At 60.0% G+C, this 19,227-nt stretch carries 16 protein-coding genes; 9 read left to right on the forward strand and 7 right to left on the reverse strand.

Features of this window, described 5'->3' with window-relative positions; translation table 11 throughout:
- Window positions 1-149: 149 nt before the first annotated feature.
- From AO277_RS01295 to gatC, 6 genes are all read right to left on the reverse strand, one after another.
- Window positions 150-533, reverse strand: a complete 384-nt coding sequence (locus tag AO277_RS01295; RefSeq protein WP_044317663.1) for a carboxymuconolactone decarboxylase family protein — start codon at window positions 531-533, stop codon at window positions 150-152.
- Between the two features lie 31 nt (window positions 534-564).
- Window positions 565-1,596: a calcium/sodium antiporter gene (locus AO277_RS01300; RefSeq protein ID WP_044317662.1), complete on the reverse strand. Its 1,032-nt coding sequence runs from the start codon at window positions 1,594-1,596 to the stop codon at window positions 565-567.
- 77 nt (window positions 1,597-1,673) lie between these two features.
- Window positions 1,674-2,042 carry a septal ring lytic transglycosylase RlpA family protein gene (locus AO277_RS01305; protein WP_002555111.1) on the reverse strand — a complete coding sequence of 123 codons (369 nt, stop codon included), beginning with the start codon at window positions 2,040-2,042 and terminating at the stop codon, window positions 1,674-1,676.
- A gap of 350 nt (window positions 2,043-2,392) precedes the next feature.
- Window positions 2,393-3,838: an Asp-tRNA(Asn)/Glu-tRNA(Gln) amidotransferase subunit GatB gene (gene gatB / locus AO277_RS01315; RefSeq protein ID WP_044317666.1), complete on the reverse strand. Its 1,446-nt coding sequence runs from the start codon at window positions 3,836-3,838 to the stop codon at window positions 2,393-2,395.
- 10 nt (window positions 3,839-3,848) lie between these two features.
- Window positions 3,849-5,300: an Asp-tRNA(Asn)/Glu-tRNA(Gln) amidotransferase subunit GatA gene (gene gatA / locus AO277_RS01320; RefSeq protein WP_044317661.1), complete on the reverse strand. Its 1,452-nt coding sequence runs from the start codon at window positions 5,298-5,300 to the stop codon at window positions 3,849-3,851.
- Window positions 5,301-5,314: 14 nt separating this feature from the next.
- The gene (gene gatC / locus AO277_RS01325) at window positions 5,315-5,602 is read right to left on the reverse strand and encodes an Asp-tRNA(Asn)/Glu-tRNA(Gln) amidotransferase subunit GatC (RefSeq protein WP_002555109.1); all 288 of its coding nucleotides are present in this window, start codon (window positions 5,600-5,602) and stop codon (window positions 5,315-5,317) included.
- 205 nt (window positions 5,603-5,807) lie between these two features.
- On the opposite strand from gatC, the gene mreB reads away from it, so the two are divergent.
- From mreB to tldD, 8 genes are all read left to right on the forward strand, one after another.
- Window positions 5,808-6,845, forward strand: coding sequence for a rod shape-determining protein MreB (gene mreB, locus AO277_RS01330; protein ID WP_002555108.1), 1,038 nt, complete (start codon window positions 5,808-5,810; stop codon window positions 6,843-6,845).
- A 231-nt stretch (window positions 6,846-7,076) separates the two neighbouring features.
- Window positions 7,077-8,144, forward strand: coding sequence for a rod shape-determining protein MreC (mreC, locus tag AO277_RS01335; protein ID WP_044317660.1), 1,068 nt, complete (start codon window positions 7,077-7,079; stop codon window positions 8,142-8,144).
- Window positions 8,137-8,628: a rod shape-determining protein MreD gene (mreD, locus tag AO277_RS01340; RefSeq protein ID WP_003364106.1), complete on the forward strand. Its 492-nt coding sequence runs from the start codon at window positions 8,137-8,139 to the stop codon at window positions 8,626-8,628. Before mreC ends, mreD begins: the two co-directional genes overlap by 8 nt.
- 67 nt (window positions 8,629-8,695) lie before the next feature.
- A complete protein-coding gene (locus AO277_RS01345; RefSeq protein WP_044317659.1) occupies window positions 8,696-9,298 on the forward strand; it encodes a Maf family protein in 603 nt (200 codons plus the stop codon).
- Complete coding sequence (rng, locus tag AO277_RS01350) at window positions 9,295-10,752, forward strand: ribonuclease G (protein WP_002555104.1); 1,458 nt, start codon at window positions 9,295-9,297, stop codon at window positions 10,750-10,752. The genes AO277_RS01345 and rng overlap by 4 nt, the downstream gene beginning before the upstream one ends.
- Window positions 10,753-10,933: 181 nt before the next feature.
- Window positions 10,934-14,749 carry a YhdP family protein gene (locus AO277_RS01355; protein ID WP_044317658.1) on the forward strand — a complete coding sequence of 1,272 codons (3,816 nt, stop codon included), beginning with the start codon at window positions 10,934-10,936 and terminating at the stop codon, window positions 14,747-14,749.
- Window positions 14,750-14,797: 48 nt separating this feature from the next.
- The gene (locus AO277_RS01360) at window positions 14,798-15,643 is read left to right on the forward strand and encodes a carbon-nitrogen hydrolase family protein (protein ID WP_010208101.1); all 846 of its coding nucleotides are present in this window, start codon (window positions 14,798-14,800) and stop codon (window positions 15,641-15,643) included.
- 2 nt (window positions 15,644-15,645) lie between these two features.
- Window positions 15,646-17,085: a metalloprotease TldD gene (gene tldD, locus AO277_RS01365; protein ID WP_002555101.1), complete on the forward strand. Its 1,440-nt coding sequence runs from the start codon at window positions 15,646-15,648 to the stop codon at window positions 17,083-17,085.
- Between the two features lie 48 nt (window positions 17,086-17,133).
- On the opposite strand, the gene yjgA is transcribed toward tldD, so the two are convergent.
- Complete coding sequence (gene yjgA, locus AO277_RS01370) at window positions 17,134-17,655, reverse strand: ribosome biogenesis factor YjgA (protein ID WP_003364101.1); 522 nt, start codon at window positions 17,653-17,655, stop codon at window positions 17,134-17,136.
- A 107-nt stretch (window positions 17,656-17,762) separates the two neighbouring features.
- On the opposite strand from yjgA, the gene pmbA reads away from it, so the two are divergent.
- The gene (gene pmbA / locus AO277_RS01375; protein WP_029240913.1) at window positions 17,763-19,109 is read left to right on the forward strand and encodes a metalloprotease PmbA; all 1,347 of its coding nucleotides are present in this window, start codon (window positions 17,763-17,765) and stop codon (window positions 19,107-19,109) included.
- Window positions 19,110-19,227 lie beyond the last annotated feature (118 nt).

Here is a 19,227-nt window from a genome sequence, read left to right on the forward strand (position 1 = left end):
CAATATTCTTTCACGGCTGCGAGTTTTGCCTGCACTGTATATTTACCCATGACGCCTCCAAAGGTTGCGTCCAACCTTCGGGGGTCATACCAGGCCGCAGCGGTCACCACCAACGTGGGAATTTTCATTCTGCAATGGGGCGGCTGGATCTAGTCCGGCTTTACGTAGCTGTCGATGACTTCCTGTGCTGCACGGAACGCGTCGATGGCTGCTGGCACGCCGACATAGACCGCGCAGTGCAGCAGCGCCTCGCGAATTTCCTCCACCGTGCAACCGTTGTTCAGTGCTCCACGAACATGGCCCTTTAGCTCTTGCGGGCATTTCAGGGCGGTGAGGGTGGCCAGGGTGATCAGGCTGCGGGTTTTCAGCGGCAAACCCTCACGACTCCAGACGCTGCCCCAGGCGTGCTCGTTGACGAAGTCCTGCAGCGGCTGGCTGAACTCGGTTGCGTTACCCAGCGCACGGTCGACGTAGACATCGCCCATTACCTGACGACGGATCTGCTCGCCTTCGCTGATTGTCTTGTCTGTCATGGCATTCCCCTTGTATCGATGCGGATTGAGGTCAGTGCTGGCGTCGCCAGGCGCGGATCGTGCCCCAGGCAACAACAACGCCGAGCACAGGCAGAACCAGAGTAAGCATTTTTGTCTCGAGCCTTTCGGCCAGTGCCATTCCAGTGCTGATCGCCAGAATATGCAGCCCGTAAGTCAGGTACAAGGACAGCAAAAACAACCCTTCCATGCGGTCTATCCGGTAGCCGGAATAGAACAGCGGCACACAAAGCAGCGAAACACCGAGCATGATCGGCAGGTCGAACACCATTGCATTCGGCGAGACCGTCAGCGGCACCGGGGCGAACAGTGCAGTCACTCCTAATACCCCCAGCAGGTTGAACAGATTGCTGCCGATCACATTCCCCACTGCAATATCCCGTTCGCCACGAAACGCCGCGATCAGCGAGGTCATCAGGGCGGGCAATGAGGTGCCGATGGCGATGATGGTCAGGCCGACAATGCGCTCGGAAAGCCCCAGATGGATGGCGATCACGACCGATGCGTCAACCAGCAAGTGCCCGCCAGCGGTCAGCAGCAGCAAGCCTGCGGCAAGCATGAGGATGCGCGTGAAGGTGCGTGGTTTCTCTGTTGTTTCGGCATGGCCGTGGCGCGGCGTGTGACCGCCCTGGCGGATGATGACAATCAGGCAGACCAGCAAACCTGCAAGCAGCAGTGCACCGTCAAATTTGCTGAATTCGCCGTTCCATGACAGGCCGATGGCCAGCAGGCAGGCACCGATCATCAGCGGAATATCGATGTGCAGCACCTGGCGGGCAACGCGTAACGGGATGATCAGCGCGCATAGGCCAAGAATCACCAGGACATTGAAGATGTTGCCACCGATGACGCTGCCTACGGCGATGTCGGTGTTATCGGCAAACGCAGCTTGCAGGCTTACCGCCATTTGCGGCGCGCTGGTGCCCATCGCCACCACGGTCAGGCCAATGAGCAATGGCCTGACCTTGAAAATCGCCGCCAGATGCACTGCCGCACGCACTGAAAGTTCTGCCCCTATCAGCAGCAATAGCAGGCCGCTGAACATTTGAATGAGCGCGGGGGCGGGCAGGGCCGATAGCTGGAGAATACGAGTGTCCTTGTTAGTGTTGAACGGGATTAAGGCTAATCGAGGGCCTGAACACGCACTGGCGCGGTGCCGCTACGCAGCATACCCAGTTGTTCGGCTGCTTCGCGAGAGACATCGATCAAACGACCACGCGTGTGAGGGCCGCGATCATTGATGCGTACGACCACTGACCTGTCGTTGTCCAGGTTAGTGACCTTGACGCGCGTGCCGAATGGCAACTGCCTGTGGGCGGCAGTCAGGGCGTTCTGATTGAAGGGTTCGCCACTGGCTGTGCGATTGCCATGATGGCGGGCACCGTAATAAGCGGCTGTGCCGGTCTCGTCATAACCGTGAGGGTCGATGATGTGATTGGCGCAGCCTGCCAGTAACGTCAGCAGGCTGCAGGCAAAAATAAGGCGGCGCATGGGTTGGGTTCCTGAGTGCCGGAGTAGGTGTGGTTGACTCTCATGCCAATCTTCCATGCTGGCATGCATTTCCTGACGCTCCGCGTCACAACTCGGTGTTGCAGCGCGCACGCAACAGCGGACGCAGAGCGTCCAGAACTGCATTCCCACGCGGAGCGTGAGGAACGATAGGTGCGCGTGTTGCACCGCGTACCCAACAGTGGACGCAAAGCTTCCAGAACGGCGCCCCCACGCTGGAGCGTGAAGAACGATAGGTGCGCGCGAGAACACCTATCGTGCCAATGCTCCGCGTTGGCATGCATTTCGTGACGCTCCGCGTCACANCTTGGTGTTGCACCGCGTGCTCGGTATCAGCCCTCCAGCTTGGCCTTCAGCAACTCGTTGACCTGCTGCGGGTTGGCCTTGCCTTTGGAGGCTTTCATTGCCTGACCGACGAAGAAACCGAACATCTTGCCGCGCTTGGCTTCATCGGCGGCGCGATATTGTTCGACCTGCTCCGCATTGGCAGCCAGCATCTCGTCGAGCATCGATTCGATGGCACCGCTGTCGGTTACCTGCTTCAGGCCGCGCTTGTCGATGACTTCATCGGCACTGCCTTCGCCATTGGCCATCGCCTCGAAAACCATTTTCGCGATCTTGCCGGAAATGGTGTTGTCGGTGATGCGCTTGAGCATGCCGCCCAGTTGCTCGGCACTGACCGGCGACTGTTCGATTTCCAGGCCCTGTTTGTTCAGCAGGCTGCCCAGTTCGACCATGACCCAGTTGGCGGCCAGCTTGGCGTCACCGCTGATGCTGACCACCTGCTCGAAGTAGTCGGCCTGCTCGCGGCTGGAGGCCAGCACACTGGCATCGTAGGTCGACAGGCCGAACTGGCTCTGGAAACGTTCGCGCTTCTGCGGCGGCAGTTCCGGCAATGTGGCGCGGGTTTCTTCGAGGAACGAATCCTCGATGATCACCGGCAACAGGTCCGGGTCGGGGAAGTAGCGGTAGTCGTTGGCTTCCTCCTTGCTGCGCATGGCGCGGGTTTCGTTGGTGTTCGGATCGTACAGGCGGGTCTGCTGGATAACCTTGCCACCGTCTTCGATCAGATCGATCTGGCGCTGGATCTCGCTGTTGATCGCCTTCTCGATGAAGCGGAACGAGTTGACGTTCTTGATCTCGCAACGTGTGCCGAACTCGACCTGGCCCTTCGGGCGAATCGACACGTTGCAGTCGCAACGCAACGAGCCTTCGGCCATATTGCCGTCACAGATGCCCAGATAACGGACAATCGCATGAATGGCTTTTACATAGGCCACGGCTTCCTTGGCACTGCTCATGCCCGGCTCGGAAACGATTTCCAGCAGCGGCGTGCCGGCACGGTTCAGGTCGATACCGGTCATGCCCTGGAAGTCTTCGTGCAGGCTTTTGCCTGCATCTTCCTCAAGGTGCGCGCGGGTGATGCCGATGCGCTTGACTGTGCCGTCTTCCAGAGTGATGTCCAGGTGGCCCTTGCCGACAATCGGCAGCTCCATCTGGCTGATCTGGTAGCCCTTGGGCAGGTCGGGGTAGAAGTAGTTCTTGCGGGCAAACACGTTGTGCTGGCCGATTTCGGCATCCACCGCCAGGCCGAACTTGACGGCCATGCGCACGGCTTCCTTGTTCAGCACCGGCAGAACGCCGGGCATGCCCAGATCGACGAGACTGGCCTGGGTGTTGGGCTCGGAGCCGAACGTGGTGGCGCTACCGGAAAAAATCTTTGATTGGGTCGAAAGCTGGGTATGAATCTCCAGCCCGATGACGACTTCCCATTGCATGTGTTTCTCCTCAGAAGCCTTCAGGTGCGCGAGTGTGCCAGTCGGTGACTTGCTGATACTGATGCGCCACATTCAAGAGACGGCCTTCCTGGAAATACGGAGCGAGCAACTGCACGCCGACCGGCAGGCCATCGACAAAGCCTGCGGGCATGGACAAGCCGGGCAGGCCCGCCAGGTTGGCGGTGATGGTGTAGAAGTCTTCCAGGTATTCGGCAATCGGATCGTTGGTCTTGGCGCCGATTTTCCAGGCCGGGTTGGGCGTGGTCGGGCCGAGTATTACGTCGACTTCGGCAAATGCACTCATGAAATCGTTCTTGATCAGGCGACGGATCTTCTGCGCTTGCAGGTAATAAGCGTCGTAGTAGCCCGCCGACAGCGCATAGGCGCCCACCATGATGCGGCGCTGGACTTCCGGGCCAAAGCCTTCAGCGCGGGAACGCTTGTAAAGGTCGGTCAGGTCTTTCGGGTCTTCGCAGCGGTAGCCGAAACGCACGCCGTCGAAGCGCGACAGGTTGGACGAGGCCTCAGCCGGCGCGATGACGTAGTAGGCCGGGATTGCGTGTTGCAGGTTTGGCAGGCTGACTTCCTGGACGACCGCACCGAGTTTTTCCAGCTCCTTGACGCTTTCATGCACCAATTGCGCGATACGCGGGTCCAGGCCTGCGCTGAAATACTCTTTCGGTACGCCAATACGCAGGCCCTTGAGCGAGGTATTGAGGCTGGCGGAGTAGTCCGGAACCGGCTCGTCGATGCTGGTCGAGTCCTGCGGGTCGAAGCCGGCCATGCCTTGCAGCAGCAGTGCGCAATCTTCGGCGGTGCGCGCCATTGGCCCTGCCTGATCGAGGCTTGAAGCGTAGGCAATCATGCCCCAGCGCGAAACACGGCCGTAGGTAGGCTTGAGGCCGGTGAGGTTGGTCAGTGCCGCAGGCTGGCGAATCGAGCCGCCGGTGTCGGTGCCGGTTGCGGCAGGCAGCAGGCGTGCAGCAACCGCCGCTGCCGAACCACCGGACGAGCCACCGGGCACGCATTGCAGATTCCACGGGTTTTTCACCGCGCCGTAATGGCTGGATTCGTTGGCCGAACCCATGGCGAATTCGTCCATGTTGGTCTTGCCCAGCGTTACCGTGCCTGCCGAAGCCAGTTTCGACACAACCGTGGCGTCATACGGCGCCTTGAAGTTGTCGAGCATCCGGGAGCCGCAACTGGTACGGATGCCCTGGGTGCAGAACAGGTCCTTGTGCGCCAGCGGGGCGCCGAGCAGCGGGCCGTTCTCACCGGCGGCGCGCCGAGCGTCTGCCGCCTGGGCCTGAGTGATGGCCAGGTCTTCGGTGAGGCTGATGAAGCTGTTGAGCTGCGGGTCGAGCGTCGCGATACGCGACAGCAGAACGCGGGTCAGCTCTTCAGAAGAAAACTTTTTTTCGGCGAGTCCGCGAGCGATCTCGGCCAGAGTCATTTGATGCATGCAGGCGCTTTCCCTTACTCGATGACTTTCGGAACCAGATAGAGGCCGTCTTGGACCGCTGGTGCGATGGCTTGGTAAGTGTCACGACGATTTCGCTCGGTGACGGCGTCTTCGCGCAGGCGCTGGGTGGCTTCCAGCGGATGGGCCAGAGGTTCGATGCCAGTGGTGTCGACCGCTTGCATCTGATCGACCAGTCCGAGAATGCTGTTAAGTGCTTCGGTGGTACGCGGGATATCGGCGTCATTGAGACCCAGTCGGGCCAGATGAGCGATCTTTTCCACGTCGGAGCGTTCAAGCGCCATGGGGTATCTCCAGTGGAATGCTTATGGATTTGCTTTGTTGCCAATTGCGGAACACTATCGCGTTATTACTGTCTCAAGCCGCTAACGTCGAGGGTCATGTTCGGAAAACCGCCAATTTAGCATATTGGCTCCTTGCCCAAAATCCCTGTCGTTGTTAGAGTTTGCCGCACTTTTTTTACCACGCGTTCCCTAGGGTCCCTTTCCCATGTTCAAGAAACTGCGTGGCATGTTTTCCAGTGATCTATCCATCGACCTGGGCACTGCCAACACCCTTATCTACGTGCGTGAGCGCGGTATCGTTCTGAATGAACCCTCTGTCGTTGCCATTCGTACTCACGGCAACCAGAAGAGTGTCGTGGCCGTCGGTACCGAAGCCAAGCGTATGCTGGGCCGTACTCCAGGCAACATCGCAGCCATTCGTCCAATGAAAGACGGCGTTATCGCCGACTTCAGCGTCTGCGAAAAAATGTTGCAGTACTTCATCAACAAGGTCCACGAAAACAGCTTTCTGCAGCCCAGCCCTCGTGTGCTGATCTGCGTTCCGTGCAAATCCACCCAGGTTGAGCGTCGTGCCATTCGCGAATCTGCCCTGGGTGCAGGTGCACGCGAAGTATTCCTGATCGAAGAGCCAATGGCCGCTGCAATCGGTGCCGGTCTGCCGGTGGAAGAAGCTCGCGGTTCGATGGTTGTCGACATCGGCGGCGGCACCACCGAGATCGCGCTGATTTCCCTGAACGGTGTGGTGTATGCCGAATCCGTACGTGTAGGCGGCGACCGTTTCGATGAAGCGATCATCACCTATGTGCGTCGTAACTACGGCAGCCTGATCGGCGAATCCACCGCCGAGCGCATAAAGCAGGAAATCGGTACGGCCTACCCGGGCGGTGAAGTGCGTGAAGTCGACGTCCGCGGCCGCAACCTGGCTGAAGGCGTGCCACGTGCGTTCACCCTGAACTCCAACGAAGTGCTTGAAGCGCTTCAAGAGTCATTGGCGACCATCGTTCAGGCGGTCAAGAGCGCTCTGGAGCAGTCGCCTCCGGAACTGGCCTCGGACATCGCCGAGCGTGGTCTGGTCCTGACCGGTGGCGGTGCATTGCTGCGTGATCTGGACAAATTGCTGGCTCAGGAAACAGGTCTCCCGGTGATCGTTGCCGAAGACCCGCTGACCTGCGTAGCCCGCGGCGGTGGCCGTGCGCTGGAAATGATGGATAAGCACACCATGGATCTGCTCTCCAGCGAGTAATTCGCCGGAGTGCCTTTCACGGAGTCTTTTGTATGCAGGTGGCGTATGTGCTACCTGTATGCATCGTGCTGACACCGAAACAGGGTGCCTATCTCTTTCATTTGTCTAGGCCGGTTACATACCGCATGAATAATTGCCAATCGAAGTTCGATCCAACGATCGCATGCCCCGGAGGAGCGGCCTATTAAACCGCTTTTCGCAAAAGGCCCTTCGCTGGGCGTACGTCTGCTGGTGCTGGCCGTTCTGTCGGTTGCGTTGATGGTTGTCGACGCCCGCTTTACGATCCTCAAGCCCGTGCGCAGCCAGATGTCGATGGTGCTCATGCAGTCCTACTGGATCGTTGATCTGCCACAACGTTTGTATCAAGGCGTTGCCAGTCAGTTCGGCAGCCGCACAGAGCTGATCGCCGAAAACGAAAAACTCAAGACCGAAGCGTTGCTCCTGCAAGGTCGCTTGCAAAAGCTGGCGGCACTGACCGAGCAGAACGTTCGTTTGCGTGAGTTGCTGAACTCTTCTGCGCTGGTCAACGAAAAGGTCGAGGTCGCCGAGTTGATCGGCATGGACCCGAACCCCTTCACCCATCGCATCATCATCAACAAGGGCGAGCGCGACGGCGTTGTGCTGGGCCAGCCGGTGCTCGATGCGCGTGGCCTGATGGGCCAGGTTGTCGAGCTGATGCCGTACACCTCGCGGGTCCTGCTGCTGACTGATACGACCCACAGCATTCCGGTGCAGGTGAATCGCAACGGCCTGCGTGCTATCGCCAGCGGCACCGGCAACCCTGAACGGCTTGAGCTTCGGCATGTGGCAGATACTGCCGACATCAAAGAGGGTGATCTGCTGGTCAGTTCCGGCCTGGGGCAGCGCTTCCCGGCTGGCTACCCGGTGGCTACGGTCAAGGAAGTGATTCACGACTCCGGCCAGCCGTTCGCAATCGTGCGTGCCGTGCCAACCGCCGCATTGAATCGCAGCCGTTATCTGCTGCTGGTGTTCTCGGACGGTCGTTCGCCGGAAGAGCGGGCTGCTGACGCGGCGCAAGCGCAGGAATCCATCGAAAAGGGTATCGAGCCTTCAGTGATGGCGACCCTGCCGCCGCCGACACCTGCTTTCCCGATGTGGCCGCAAGCAACTGTTCCGGTATTCCCGGGCAGCACTGCAACGCACAAGCCTGCTGCGCAATCGACAACGCCTGCGCCGGCTGCAGCGCCTGTGACACCGGCAAGGCCTGCCGCCCGGCCTGCTGCTTCACAGCCGCCTGCTTCAAGACCTTCCACTGCTCGGGAGCCTATCGATGGTTAGTCATGTTTCCGGGCGCAATGGCTGGGTGGTCTGGCTGACGTTTGCGATCGGTCTGTTGCTGAGCGTTTCGCCGCTGCCGCAATTCATGGAAATCTTCCGGCCCTTGTGGCTGGCCCTGTTGCTGACCTTCTGGGTTCTGGCGCTGCCGCACAAATATGGTATGACCACTGCGTGGATACTGGGGCTGATGGAAGATGTGCTGTATGGCACATTGCTTGGCCAGAATGCGCTGATCCTCAGCCTGATCACGTTTCTGGTGATGTCCCTGCAGCAGCGTCTGCGTATGTTCCCCATGTGGCAGCAATGTCTGGTGCTGTTGGTCGTATTCGGTCTGGCGCAGCTTGCGCAGCTCTGGCTGAGTGCATTGACCGGCAACCGTCAGCCTACGCTGGCGCTGGTTCTACCCGCGCTGGTCAGTGCCCTGTTGTGGCCCTGGATCAGCTATGGCCTGCGTGGATTGCGCAAACGTTTGAAAATCAATTAAGCGCAAGGTGAGCGCGACGCCCCGCTGCGTCCCTGGCGCTCACCCGAACAGACACGGAGATGTCCTTATGCCCTCGCTTTATCTGGCTTCTGGCTCGCCGCGCCGCCGCGAACTTCTGACTCAGATCGGTGTGTCCTTTACCGTACTGAACGCTCAGATTGACGAAACTCCCTTCGACCACGAAACCCCGGCTGCCTATGTCGAGCGTCTTGCGCTCGGCAAGGCCCAGGCCGGGCTGTCTGTGCTGGCGGCCGAACAACAGGCCTGCGTGATGGGCGCTGACACGGCGGTGGTGCTTGATGGGCGCATTCTCGGCAAGTCGGCCGATGAGGCGGATGCTCTGGCCATGCTGACGGCCCTGTCCGGGCGCGAGCACGAAGTGATGACCGCCGTCGCGCTGAGTGATCGGCATCGCAGTGAAACCCGTATTGTGACCAGTCGCGTGCGCTTTCGCCCGATTCAACCCCACGAGGCCCAAGCCTACTGGGCCAGTGGCGAGCCTGCCGACAAGGCCGGAGGCTATGGCATTCAAGGGCTGGCGGCGATTTTCGTCGAGGGCCTGCAAGGCAGCTATTCTGGGGTGGTTGGTCTGCCTCTGTGTGAAACCGCAGAACTGCTTGGCCATTTCGGCATACCCTGCTGGCAATGCCTGGAAGGTGACGAGTCATGAGTGAAGAGATCCTGATCAACATCACCCCGATGGAATCACGGGTGGCAGTGGTAGAAAACGGTGTTCTGCAAGAGGTGCACGTCGAGCGTACCCAGCGCCGCGGCATCGTCGGCAATATCTACAAAGGCAAGGTAGTGCGGGTGCTTCCCGGCATGCAGGCGGCGTTCATCGATATCGGTCTGGACCGCGCTGCATTCATTCATGCCTCGGAAATATCCATGCGTGAAGGGCCTGCCGTCGAGAGCATTGCGTCGCTGGTGCATGACGGCCAGAGCCTTGTGGTGCAAGTCACCAAGGACCCCATCGGCAGCAAAGGCGCGCGGCTGACTACCCAGCTCTCCATTCCGTCACGGTATCTGGTGTACATGCCGCGCACTGCGCATGTAGGCATTTCCCTGAAAATCGAGGACGAGGCAGAGCGTGAACGACTGAAAAAAGTTGTCAGCGATTGTGTCGCCCTGGAAGGTATCAAAGAGGCCGGAGGCTTTATTCTGCGCACCGCGGCCGAAGGTGCCGGTGCTGATGAAATCCTCATGGATATCCGCTATCTGCGCAGGCTCTGGGATCAGCTCGGCGAGCAGATCAAGACCGTCAGCCCGCCCACGGTGATTTACGAGGACCTGGGCCTGGCCCTGCGTACCTTGCGTGACCTGGTCAGCCCGCGTATCGAAAAAATCCGCATCGACTCGCGGGAAACCTTTCAGAAGACCACCCAGTTCGTGGCCGAATTGATGCCGGAGATTGCCGACAGGCTGGAGCATTATCCGGGCGAACGGCCGATCTTCGACCTCTATGGGGTCGAGGATGAAATCCAGAAAGCTCTCGAACGCAAGGTGCCGCTCAAGTCCGGTGGTTATCTGGTGGTCGATCCGGCCGAGGCGATGAGCACCATCGACGTCAATACCGGCGCGTTTGTGGGGCATCGCAACCTTGAAGAAACCATCTTCAAAACCAACCTGGAAGCCGCTACAGCCATTGCCCGGCAGCTGCGCCTGCGGAATCTGGGCGGCATCATCATTATCGATTTCATCGACATGGAAGACGGTGAGCATCAGCGTCAGGTGTTACGCACGCTGGAGAAACAGCTGGAACGCGATCACGCCAAGACCAATATCATCGGTATCACCGAGCTTGGCCTGGTGCAGATGACCCGCAAGCGCACCCGTGAAAGTCTTGAGCAAGTGCTCTGCGAGCCCTGCCATTGCTGCGCGGGTCGGGGCAAGCTGAAAACCCCCGAGACCATTTGCTATGAAATCTTTCGCGAGATCCTGCGAGAAGCCCGAGCCTATCAGGCGGTGGGTTATCGGGTTCTGGCCAATCAGCGCGTGGTCGATCGCTTGCTCGACGAGGAGTCGGGCAACGTGGCTGAACTGGAGAGCTTCATTGGCCGGACCATCCGTTTTCAGGTAGAAACCATGTACTCGCAGGAACAATACGACGTGGTGCTGCTCTGAGGGTGCTGATCGTTTGAAATATGATGACAAGTGCCCTTCGGGTTTCCGGCAGGTATGCCGTTTTATCGAGAATGATGCGTGGGAAATGAGCAAAACCTGTACCTGAACGCACCTGCACACCTGAGCCGGAATCGATTCGCCGATTCCGCTGCTTGTATCCCGCAGCGGAGGGCATCCTGATATGGGTCGTCTTCCTCGCCTTGTTGCAACCCTGACTCGTTGGGGTTTGAGCCTGTGCGCACTGGTTTTGGTGCTCGCGGCGTTGTACGTAAGCCTCGGGCGTCAGCTCACGCCGCTGGTTGCCGAATACCGTGTGGATGTGGAAACCAGGGCCAGCAGCGCGCTTGGCATGCCGTTGAGCATTGGCAGTCTGGAAGGTAGCTGGAGCCGGTTTGCCCCGGTTTTTCTGGCTCACGACGTCATGGTCGGAGAGGGTTCCAGTGCTGTGCGTCTTGATCGTGTAAGGGTTGTTCCCGACCTCTGGGAAAGCCTGCTGGCGCGTCAAGTGCGCATCGCTCATCTCGAGGTGGACGGCCTGCAGTTCATGCTCAGGCAGGACAAGGAGGGCAACTGGTCGGTACAGGGCTTGCCAGTGCGCAACGACAGCCCGTTCGACCCCGGGCAAGTGCTTGAGCAGATGCAGATGGTCTCGCACTTGTCGCTGCTCGACAGCCAGGTCACTGTGCAACCGTTTGACGCCGCGCCGCTGACCCTGACCTATGTAAACCTCAGTCTGGCCACAGGCAGTTATCACCAGCGCCTTGATGCACGCCTGACGCTGCCGGATGGCCAGCCGTTTGCCCTGAATGTGCGTTCACGTATCCAGGCCAGTCAGTGGAAGGACGGCGAGGCAGATGTCTACGCCAGCCTGCCGCAAAGCGACTGGGCCAGGTGGTTGCCAAAAAGCCTCACCCGGGAATGGACACTGTCGAAGCTGCAGGCCGGTGGCGAGCTGTGGATGAGCTGGGGCAAGGGCACTGTGCAAAGCGCGACTGCGCGGCTTAATGCGCCGCATGTCAAAGGCGTTTATGCCGGTCGCAAACCCTCGACTGTCGACAACCTCGCGCTCAACGCCTGGTTTGCGCGCACTGACACAGGTTTCGACCTGAACCTCGATTCACTGGCGATGAGCCTGGGCGACAAGCGCTGGGAAAGCCGCCTACAACTCACGCAAACCGCTGCGACGCCCGACAGCGAAGAACTCTGGCATGTGCAGGCCGATCGCCTGGACCTGACGCCGCTCACGCCGCTTATTGATTCCCTCGCACCGTTGCCGGAGAAAGCCATGGCAGTGGTCGACGGTCTCAAGGTGACAGGCGGGCTGCGTAACGTGTTGCTGGATTACCGGCCACAGGCAGCCGGCGACAAGCGCCTGAGCTTTGCCGCCAATCTGGACAAAGTGGGGTTCAACGCCTATCGCGGGGCCCCGGCGGCCGGAAATGTCACCGGGGCCATCAGCGGCGATCTGGGCCAGGGCGAACTGCGGCTCGACACCAATGACTTTATGCTTCATCTGGACCCTATCTTCGCCAAGCCCTGGCGCTACCAGAAGGCCAATGCCCGTCTGACCTGGAAGCTCGATGATCAGGCATTCACCCTGATCGCGCCGTATATCAAAGTGCTCGGCGACGAAGGCAAGATCGCGGCAGACTTTCTGATCAGGATTCATCTCAGCCATGAGCAGGAAGACTACATGGACCTGCGGGTCGGCATGGTCGACGGCGATGGTCGTTACACCAGCAAGTATTTGCCTACAGCCCTCAGTCCCGAGCTTGATCACTGGCTGCGCACCGCCGTGGTGAGTGGTGCGGTCAAGCAGGGTTTCTTTCAGTATCAAGGGTCGCTGAACAAGAGTTCGCCCGACACCGCACGCGTCATCAGCCTGTTTTTCGATGTCAGCAACGCAACGCTGGCGTTCCAGCCGGGCTGGCCTTCGTTGACCGGAGTCGACGGCAAGGTTTACGTCGAAAACAGCGGCGTGCGAGTCAAGGCAAGCAAAGGGCAGTTGCTCGATACCAAAATAAGCAACGTGCTGGTCAATATTCCCCACGTCCCGGCAGGTCAGGACAGCCACCTGCTGGTCGATGGCAGTTTCTCCGGCAATCTGATCGATGGCCTTAAGATTCTCCAGCAAGCGCCTATCGGCACGGCCAGCACGTTTGCCGGCTGGACCGGCGATGGTCCGCTGGATGGCAAGCTGAAGCTGGATATTCCGCTGGCCAAGGGCGTCGAGCCAAAGGTTGTGGTGGATTTCAGTACCGACAATGCGCGTTTGAAACTGGCTGACCCGGTGCTGGAATTGACTCGCCTCAAGGGCGATTTCCGCTTTGACAGCGCCAAAGGGCTGAGCGGCAAGGGCATCAAGGCGCAGGCATTTGATCGTCCCGTGACCGCAGAAATCGCTGCCGAAGGCAAGCCAGGCGACAACGTGACACGCATTGTGGCAAACGGGCAGATCACCGTGAAGCGGCTGACCGACTGGCTGAGCGTTACCCAGCCACTGCCGGTGTCGGGTGACTTGCCGTATCAGCTGCAATTGACTCTGGACAGCAAGGACAGCCCGCTGGTGATCAATTCCACGCTCAAAGGCGTGGCAATCGATCTGCCTGCACCGTTTGGCAAGATTGCCGAGGAGGAGCGTCTCAGCGAGTTCCGCATGACCCTGCAAGGCGCGGAGCGCAGGCTTGGCGCGGCGTATAACGATCAGGCCAACTTTGCTTTTGCCGCACCGAATGGCAAGTTTGCCGACGGTCGCGGCGAGCTTTATCTCGGGCGCGGCGGGGCGATAGTGCCGGACGCCAAAGGGCTGCGGATTCGTGGCGAATTGTCTGAGCTGGACGTAGCGCCCTGGCAGGAGCTGGCTGGACGATATACCGGCAATGATCCGGGCGGCAGCGCAAAACAACTGCTCAACAGCGTCGACCTGCAGATCGGCAAGCTGACGGCGATGGGCACCACGCTGGATAACGTACTTGTTCAATTGCAGCCCAATGCTGCGGCTTGGGCCTTGTCGCTGGACAGCGCGCTGGCCAAGGGCACTGCCGTGCTGCCCGACGCGAAGTCCGCGCCGATCGGTATTAACATGCTCTACGTGCGACTGCCTGCCTCTGATCCGAATGCGGCGGTCGTCGAGAACGCGCCTCACCCTCTGGCGGATATCGACCCGCACAATATTCCTGCGCTGGACGTGAAGATTGCCCAGCTGTTTCAGGGCGACCAGTTACTGGGTGCCTGGTCGCTGAAAACCCGCCCGACGGCGACCGGTATGCGCATGTCCGACCTGAGTCTGGGGCTCAAAGGTATTTTGCTCGAGGGCGATGGTGCCTGGGAGGGCACTCCGGGGTCCAGCAGCAGCTCGTTCAAGGGGCGTGTGGCAGGCAAGAATCTGGCAGACGTGCTCAAGGCCTGGAACTTCGCGCCGACGGTCACCAGTGAAAGTTTCGAAATGAATGTCGACGGACGCTGGCCGGGTTCGCCTGCCTGGGTGGGCCTCAAGCGTTATTCCGGCAGCCTGGATGCGACGTTGAACAGAGGCCAGTTTGTCGAGGTAGAAGGCGGTGCTCAGGCGCTGCGGGTGTTTGGATTGTTGAATTTCAACTCCATCGGCCGTCGCTTGCGCCTGGACTTCTCCGACCTGCTGGGCAAAGGGCTCAGTTACGACCGGGTCAAAGGGCTGCTGGTCGCCAGCGACGGTGTTTATGTGACGCGCAACCCGATTACCCTGACCGGGCCGTCGAGTAATCTTGAGCTCAACGGTACGCTGGACATGGTCCGCGACCGCGTTGATGCGAAGCTGCTGGTGACCTTGCCGGTGACCAACAACCTGCCGATCGCGGCATTGATTGTCGGTGCGCCAGCCATTGGCGGCGCGCTGTTCCTGGTCGACAAGCTGCTGGGCGACAGGGTTGCCCGCTTCGCCAGCGTGCAATACAAGGTCGAAGGGCCCTGGAAAGAGCCGAAGATCACGTTCGACAAGCCATTTGAAAAGCCCCAATAGCGCCGCATGGAGTACAGTGGTGGCCAGGTCATCAAGGAGCGGGTCGCCATGTCCTTTGCTGTGATTCAGATGGTCAGCCAAAGCGATGTCCAGGCTAATCTGGTCAGCGCTCGCCGCTTGCTGGAGCAGGCAGCCGAAGGTGGCGCGCGGCTCGCGGTGCTGCCCGAAAACTTTGTTGCCATGGGGCGGCGTGACGTGGCCAACATCGGTCGTGCCGAAGCTCATGGGCATGGGCCGATCCTGCCATGGTTGAAACTGGCCGCTCGCGACCTCAAGTTATGGATTGTTGCCGGAACCTTGCCACTGCCGCCGGATGAGCGACCCGATGGCAAGGTGACGGCGTGTTCGTTGCTGATCGATGAACACGGTGAGCAGGTGGCCCGGTATGACAAGCTGCATCTGTTTGATGTGGATGTTGCTGACAATCGGGGCCGCTACCGTGAATCCGATGACTATGCTCACGGAAACAATGTGGTGGTGGCCGATACACCTGTAGGGCGCGTGGGGCTGACAGTCTGTTATGACTTGCGCTTCCCCGAGCTGTACACCGCGCTGCGGGAGGCCGGTGCTGAACTGATTACCGCGCCGTCAGCTTTTACTGCGGTAACGGGTGCTGCGCACTGGGACATTCTGATCCGGGCGCGCGCCATCGAAACCCAGTGTTACGTGCTGGCGGCGGCACAGGGCGGGGTCCATCCGGGGCCTCGCGAGACTTACGGGCACGCGGCCATCGTTGATCCATGGGGCCGCGTACTGGCCGAGCAGGCACAGGGTGAAGCCGTGCTGCTGGCCAGGCGCGACAGTGAAGAACAGGCGTCCATACGGGCGCGGATGCCGGTGTCCAGTCACCGGCGCTTTTTTTCGCAGGACGCCATGCGGCCTGCTTCGGAGTGAATATGAGTGATCTGTCCTCAGTCAGCGAACACCTTCTGGCCCCTGGTGGCCTGAGCCTCGACAGCCTGCAATCGGTGCTCGGCGAGCTTGCCGGCCCGGGTATCGACGCGGCTGATCTGTATTTTCAGGGCATGATCTCCGAGTCCTGGTCGCTCGAAGACGGCATCGTCAAGGAAGGCAGTTTCAATCTCGATCAAGGCGTGGGCGTGCGCGCTCAATCGGGCGAAAAGACTGGTTTCGCTTACAGCAATGCCATCACTGAGGACGCACTGCGCACCGCTGCCCGTGCTGCCCGTTCCATCTCCCGCGCTGGGCAGAATGGCCGGGTGCAGGCTTTTACCTCGCAGGATGTGGCCCAGTTATACGCCCCGGATAATCCTCTGGAAGTGCTGAGCCGCGCCGAGAAGGTCGAACTGCTCAAACGCATTGACGTCGCGACGCGCGCGCTGGACTCGCGTATCCAGCAGGTGTCTGTGAGCATGGCCGGTGTCTGGGAGCGCATTCTGGTGGCCGCAGCCGATGGCAGTCTGGCCGCCGATGTGCGTCCGCTGGTGCGCTTCAACGTCAGTGTCATCGTCGAGCAGAACGGCCGCCGCGAGCGGGGCGGGCATGGCGGTGGCGGGCGTACGGACTACCGTTATTTTCTGACCGATGATCGTGCCATGGGCTACGCGCGTGAAGCGCTGCGTCAGGCGCTGGTCAACCTGGAAGCGATTCCTGCTCCGGCAGGCACATTGCCGGTGGTGCTGGGTTCCGGTTGGTCAGGCGTGCTGCTGCACGAGGCGGTTGGTCACGGCCTTGAAGGTGACTTCAATCGCAAGGGCAGTTCGGCTTACAGCGGGCGCATGGGCGAGATGGTTGCATCGAAACTTTGCACGATTGTTGACGACGGTACCCTTGCAGGGCGTCGCGGCTCGCTGAGTGTCGATGACGAAGGCACACCGACCGAGTGCACCACACTGATTGAGAACGGCGTGCTCAAGGGCTACATGCAGGACAAGCTCAATGCCCGCTTGATGGGTGTCGCACGGACTGGTAACGGTCGTCGAGAGTCCTACGCTCACCTGCCGATGCCACGTATGACCAATACCTACATGCTGGGCGGGCAGAGCGACCCGCAGGAAATCATCGCCTCGGTGAAGCGCGGTATTTACTGCGCCAATCTGGGTGGCGGTCAGGTGGATATCACCAGCGGCAAATTCGTGTTTTCGACCAGCGAGGCTTATTTGATCGAGGACGGCAAAATCACTGCGCCGGTCAAGGGTGCGACCTTGATCGGTAACGGGCCGGAAGCCATGAGCAGGGTATCGATGGTGGGCAACGACCTGTCGCTCGATAGCGGCGTGGGGACGTGCGGGAAGGACGGCCAGTCTCTGCCGGTCGGTGTGGGTCAGCCCACGCTGAAAATCGATGCGATCACGGTAGGTGGTACGGGTAGCTGAAGGTGAGTCGGGGCTGGCCGCTTGCTGCTGCCGGCCCCGCGGTTGAAATCAACGCAGACCGCGTTGAAGTTCGTCCAGCTCACGGATGTATTTGAAGATTTTGCGGCTGGTGGCCGGCGGTTTGTTACGTGCAACTTCGTGTTGCGCCTGACGAATCAGCGAGCGCAGCTGCTGACGGTCGGCATCGGGGTATTCGACAACGAATTTCTCGAGGTCGGCGTCATCACCCGCGATCAGGCGATCACGCCAGCGCTCCAGATTGTGAAAACGTTCGTTGTATTGGCGAGTGGAGGCATCGAGTTGGTCCAGCAACACCAGAATGGCTTCCTGGTCCTGATCGCGCATCAGCTTGCCAATGAACAGAATATGCCGCTTTCGCGCGATGTTCGCCGTGTGCTTGGGCGCTTCGGCCAGGGCCTTGCGCAAAGCGTCGGTCAGCGGCAACTTGGCCAGCACATCGGCTTTGAGTGTTGTCAGTCGCTCGCCGAGGTCGACCAGAGCATGCAGCTCTCGTTTGACCTGGGTTTTGCTTTTCTCCCCGTCGAGGGAGTCGTCGTAAGAATCAACCATGGGGGCAGTCCGCAAAGAAACGCCGCCATGATAACCAGTCGTGGGCCGCTTGTCCGGCCCGGTCGGTATTCGGCCTGTGCTGAAAGAAGAATTTGATGGAGAAAGTCATGAGTGCAACCCAAAGCGTCGGTCCGCAAGCCTTGCCCGAACTGCAGGAACAGGTCGAGCAGATTATCGCCGAAGCCCGGCGTCAGGGCGCCAGCGCCTGCGAAGTCGCAGTGTCGGTGGATCAGGGGCTGTCGACATCGGTGCGTCAGCGTGAAGTTGAAACCGTCGAGTTCAACCGCGATCAGGGTTTCGGTATCACCCTGTATGTCGGGCAGCGTAAAGGCTCTGCCAGCACCTCGGCCACCGGGGCCGATGCCATTCGTGAAACCGTCGCCGCCGCACTGGCGATTGCCGAGCACACCTCCGAAGACGAAAGCTCCGGGCTGGCTGATGCTGCGCTGATGGCCAAAGAGGTCATGGATTTCGATCTTTATCACACCTGGGATATAACGCCCGAGCAGGCCATCGAGAAAGCGCTGATCTGCGAAGCCGCGGCCTTCGACGCCGACAGCCGGATCAAGAACGCCGATGGCACCACGCTCAATACCCATCAGGGCTGCCGTGTGTATGGCAACAGCAATGGCTTCATCGGCGGTTATGCATCAACGCGGCACAGCCTCAGTTGCGTGATGATCGCCGAGGGCGAAGGCCAGATGCAGCGTGATTACTGGTACGACGTCAATCGCCAGGGTGAGCTGCTGGCTGATGCCCAGAGCATTGGTCGCAAGGCTGCGTTGCGTGCGGCAAGCCGTCTGGGCGCGCGTCCTGTGCCGACCTGTGAAGTGCCGGTGCTGTTTGCCGCAGAACTGGCAGGTGGCCTGTTCGGCAGCTTTCTCGGTGCCATTTCCGGTGGCAACCTGTACCGTAAATCGTCATTTCTGGAGGGGGCCCTGGGTCAGCGGCTGTTCCCGGAGTGGATGACCATTGATGAGCGTCCGCACTTGAAGCACGCAATGGGCAGTTCGGCGTTCGACAGCGACGGTCTGGCGACGTTTGCCAAACCGTTCGTGGAAGGCGGCGATCTGGTTTCCTATGTGCTGAGCACTTATTCCGGTCGCAAGCTGGGCATGCCGAGCACCGCCAATGCGGGCGGGGTGCATAATCTGTTCGTCACCCATGGTTCGGAAGATCAGGCCGCGCTGATTCGACGTATGGGCCGTGGCTTGCTGGTAACCGAATTGATGGGCAGCGGCCTGAACATGGTTACTGGTGACTATTCGCGGGGCGCAGCAGGTTTCTGGGTCGAGAACGGGGAAATACAATTTCCGGTTCAGGAAGTGACGATTGCCGGCAACATGCGTGACATGTTCAAACAGATCGTCGCCGTTGGCAGCGATCTTGAACTGCGCAGCAACATCCGCACCGGCTCGGTGCTGATCGAGCGTATGACCGTAGCGGGTAGCTGAGCCTAGCGACGCTTCACTGGTCCGTGATATCCAGGTTTTGTAGGAGCGGGCTCGTCCGCGAACTGCCGGGAACCGGCAGCAAAACCAAGCGCCTCGGTGCACCAGATACAGCCAAGGT

The sequence above is a fragment of the Pseudomonas amygdali genome (genome assembly GCF_002699855.1).
GTDB classification, from domain to species: domain Bacteria; phylum Pseudomonadota; class Gammaproteobacteria; order Pseudomonadales; family Pseudomonadaceae; genus Aquipseudomonas; species Aquipseudomonas amygdali.

Excerpts from the sequence above, each read along its gene's own strand:
- AO277_RS01295 (WP_044317663.1), bottom strand. The coding sequence starts at position 533 with ATGACAGACAAGACAATCAGCGAAGGCGAGCAGATCCGTCGTCAGGTA.
- AO277_RS01300 (WP_044317662.1), bottom strand. The coding sequence starts at position 1,596 with ATGTTCAGCGGCCTGCTATTGCTGCTGATAGGGGCAGAACTTTCAGTG.
- AO277_RS01305 (WP_002555111.1), bottom strand. The coding sequence starts at position 2,042 with ATGCGCCGCCTTATTTTTGCCTGCAGCCTGCTGACGTTACTGGCAGGC.
- gatB (WP_044317666.1), bottom strand. The coding sequence starts at position 3,838 with ATGCAATGGGAAGTCGTCATCGGGCTGGAGATTCATACCCAGCTTTCG.
- gatA (WP_044317661.1), bottom strand. The coding sequence starts at position 5,300 with ATGCATCAAATGACTCTGGCCGAGATCGCTCGCGGACTCGCCGAAAAA.
- gatC (WP_002555109.1), bottom strand. The coding sequence starts at position 5,602 with ATGGCGCTTGAACGCTCCGACGTGGAAAAGATCGCTCATCTGGCCCGA.
- mreB (WP_002555108.1), top strand. The coding sequence starts at position 5,808 with ATGTTCAAGAAACTGCGTGGCATGTTTTCCAGTGATCTATCCATCGAC.
- mreD (WP_003364106.1), top strand. The coding sequence starts at position 8,137 with ATGGTTAGTCATGTTTCCGGGCGCAATGGCTGGGTGGTCTGGCTGACG.
- AO277_RS01345 (WP_044317659.1), top strand. The coding sequence starts at position 8,696 with ATGCCCTCGCTTTATCTGGCTTCTGGCTCGCCGCGCCGCCGCGAACTT.
- rng (WP_002555104.1), top strand. The coding sequence starts at position 9,295 with ATGAGTGAAGAGATCCTGATCAACATCACCCCGATGGAATCACGGGTG.
- AO277_RS01355 (WP_044317658.1), top strand. The coding sequence starts at position 10,934 with ATGGGTCGTCTTCCTCGCCTTGTTGCAACCCTGACTCGTTGGGGTTTG.
- AO277_RS01360 (WP_010208101.1), top strand. The coding sequence starts at position 14,798 with ATGTCCTTTGCTGTGATTCAGATGGTCAGCCAAAGCGATGTCCAGGCT.
- tldD (WP_002555101.1), top strand. The coding sequence starts at position 15,646 with ATGAGTGATCTGTCCTCAGTCAGCGAACACCTTCTGGCCCCTGGTGGC.
- yjgA (WP_003364101.1), bottom strand. The coding sequence starts at position 17,655 with ATGGTTGATTCTTACGACGACTCCCTCGACGGGGAGAAAAGCAAAACC.
- pmbA (WP_029240913.1), top strand. The coding sequence starts at position 17,763 with ATGAGTGCAACCCAAAGCGTCGGTCCGCAAGCCTTGCCCGAACTGCAG.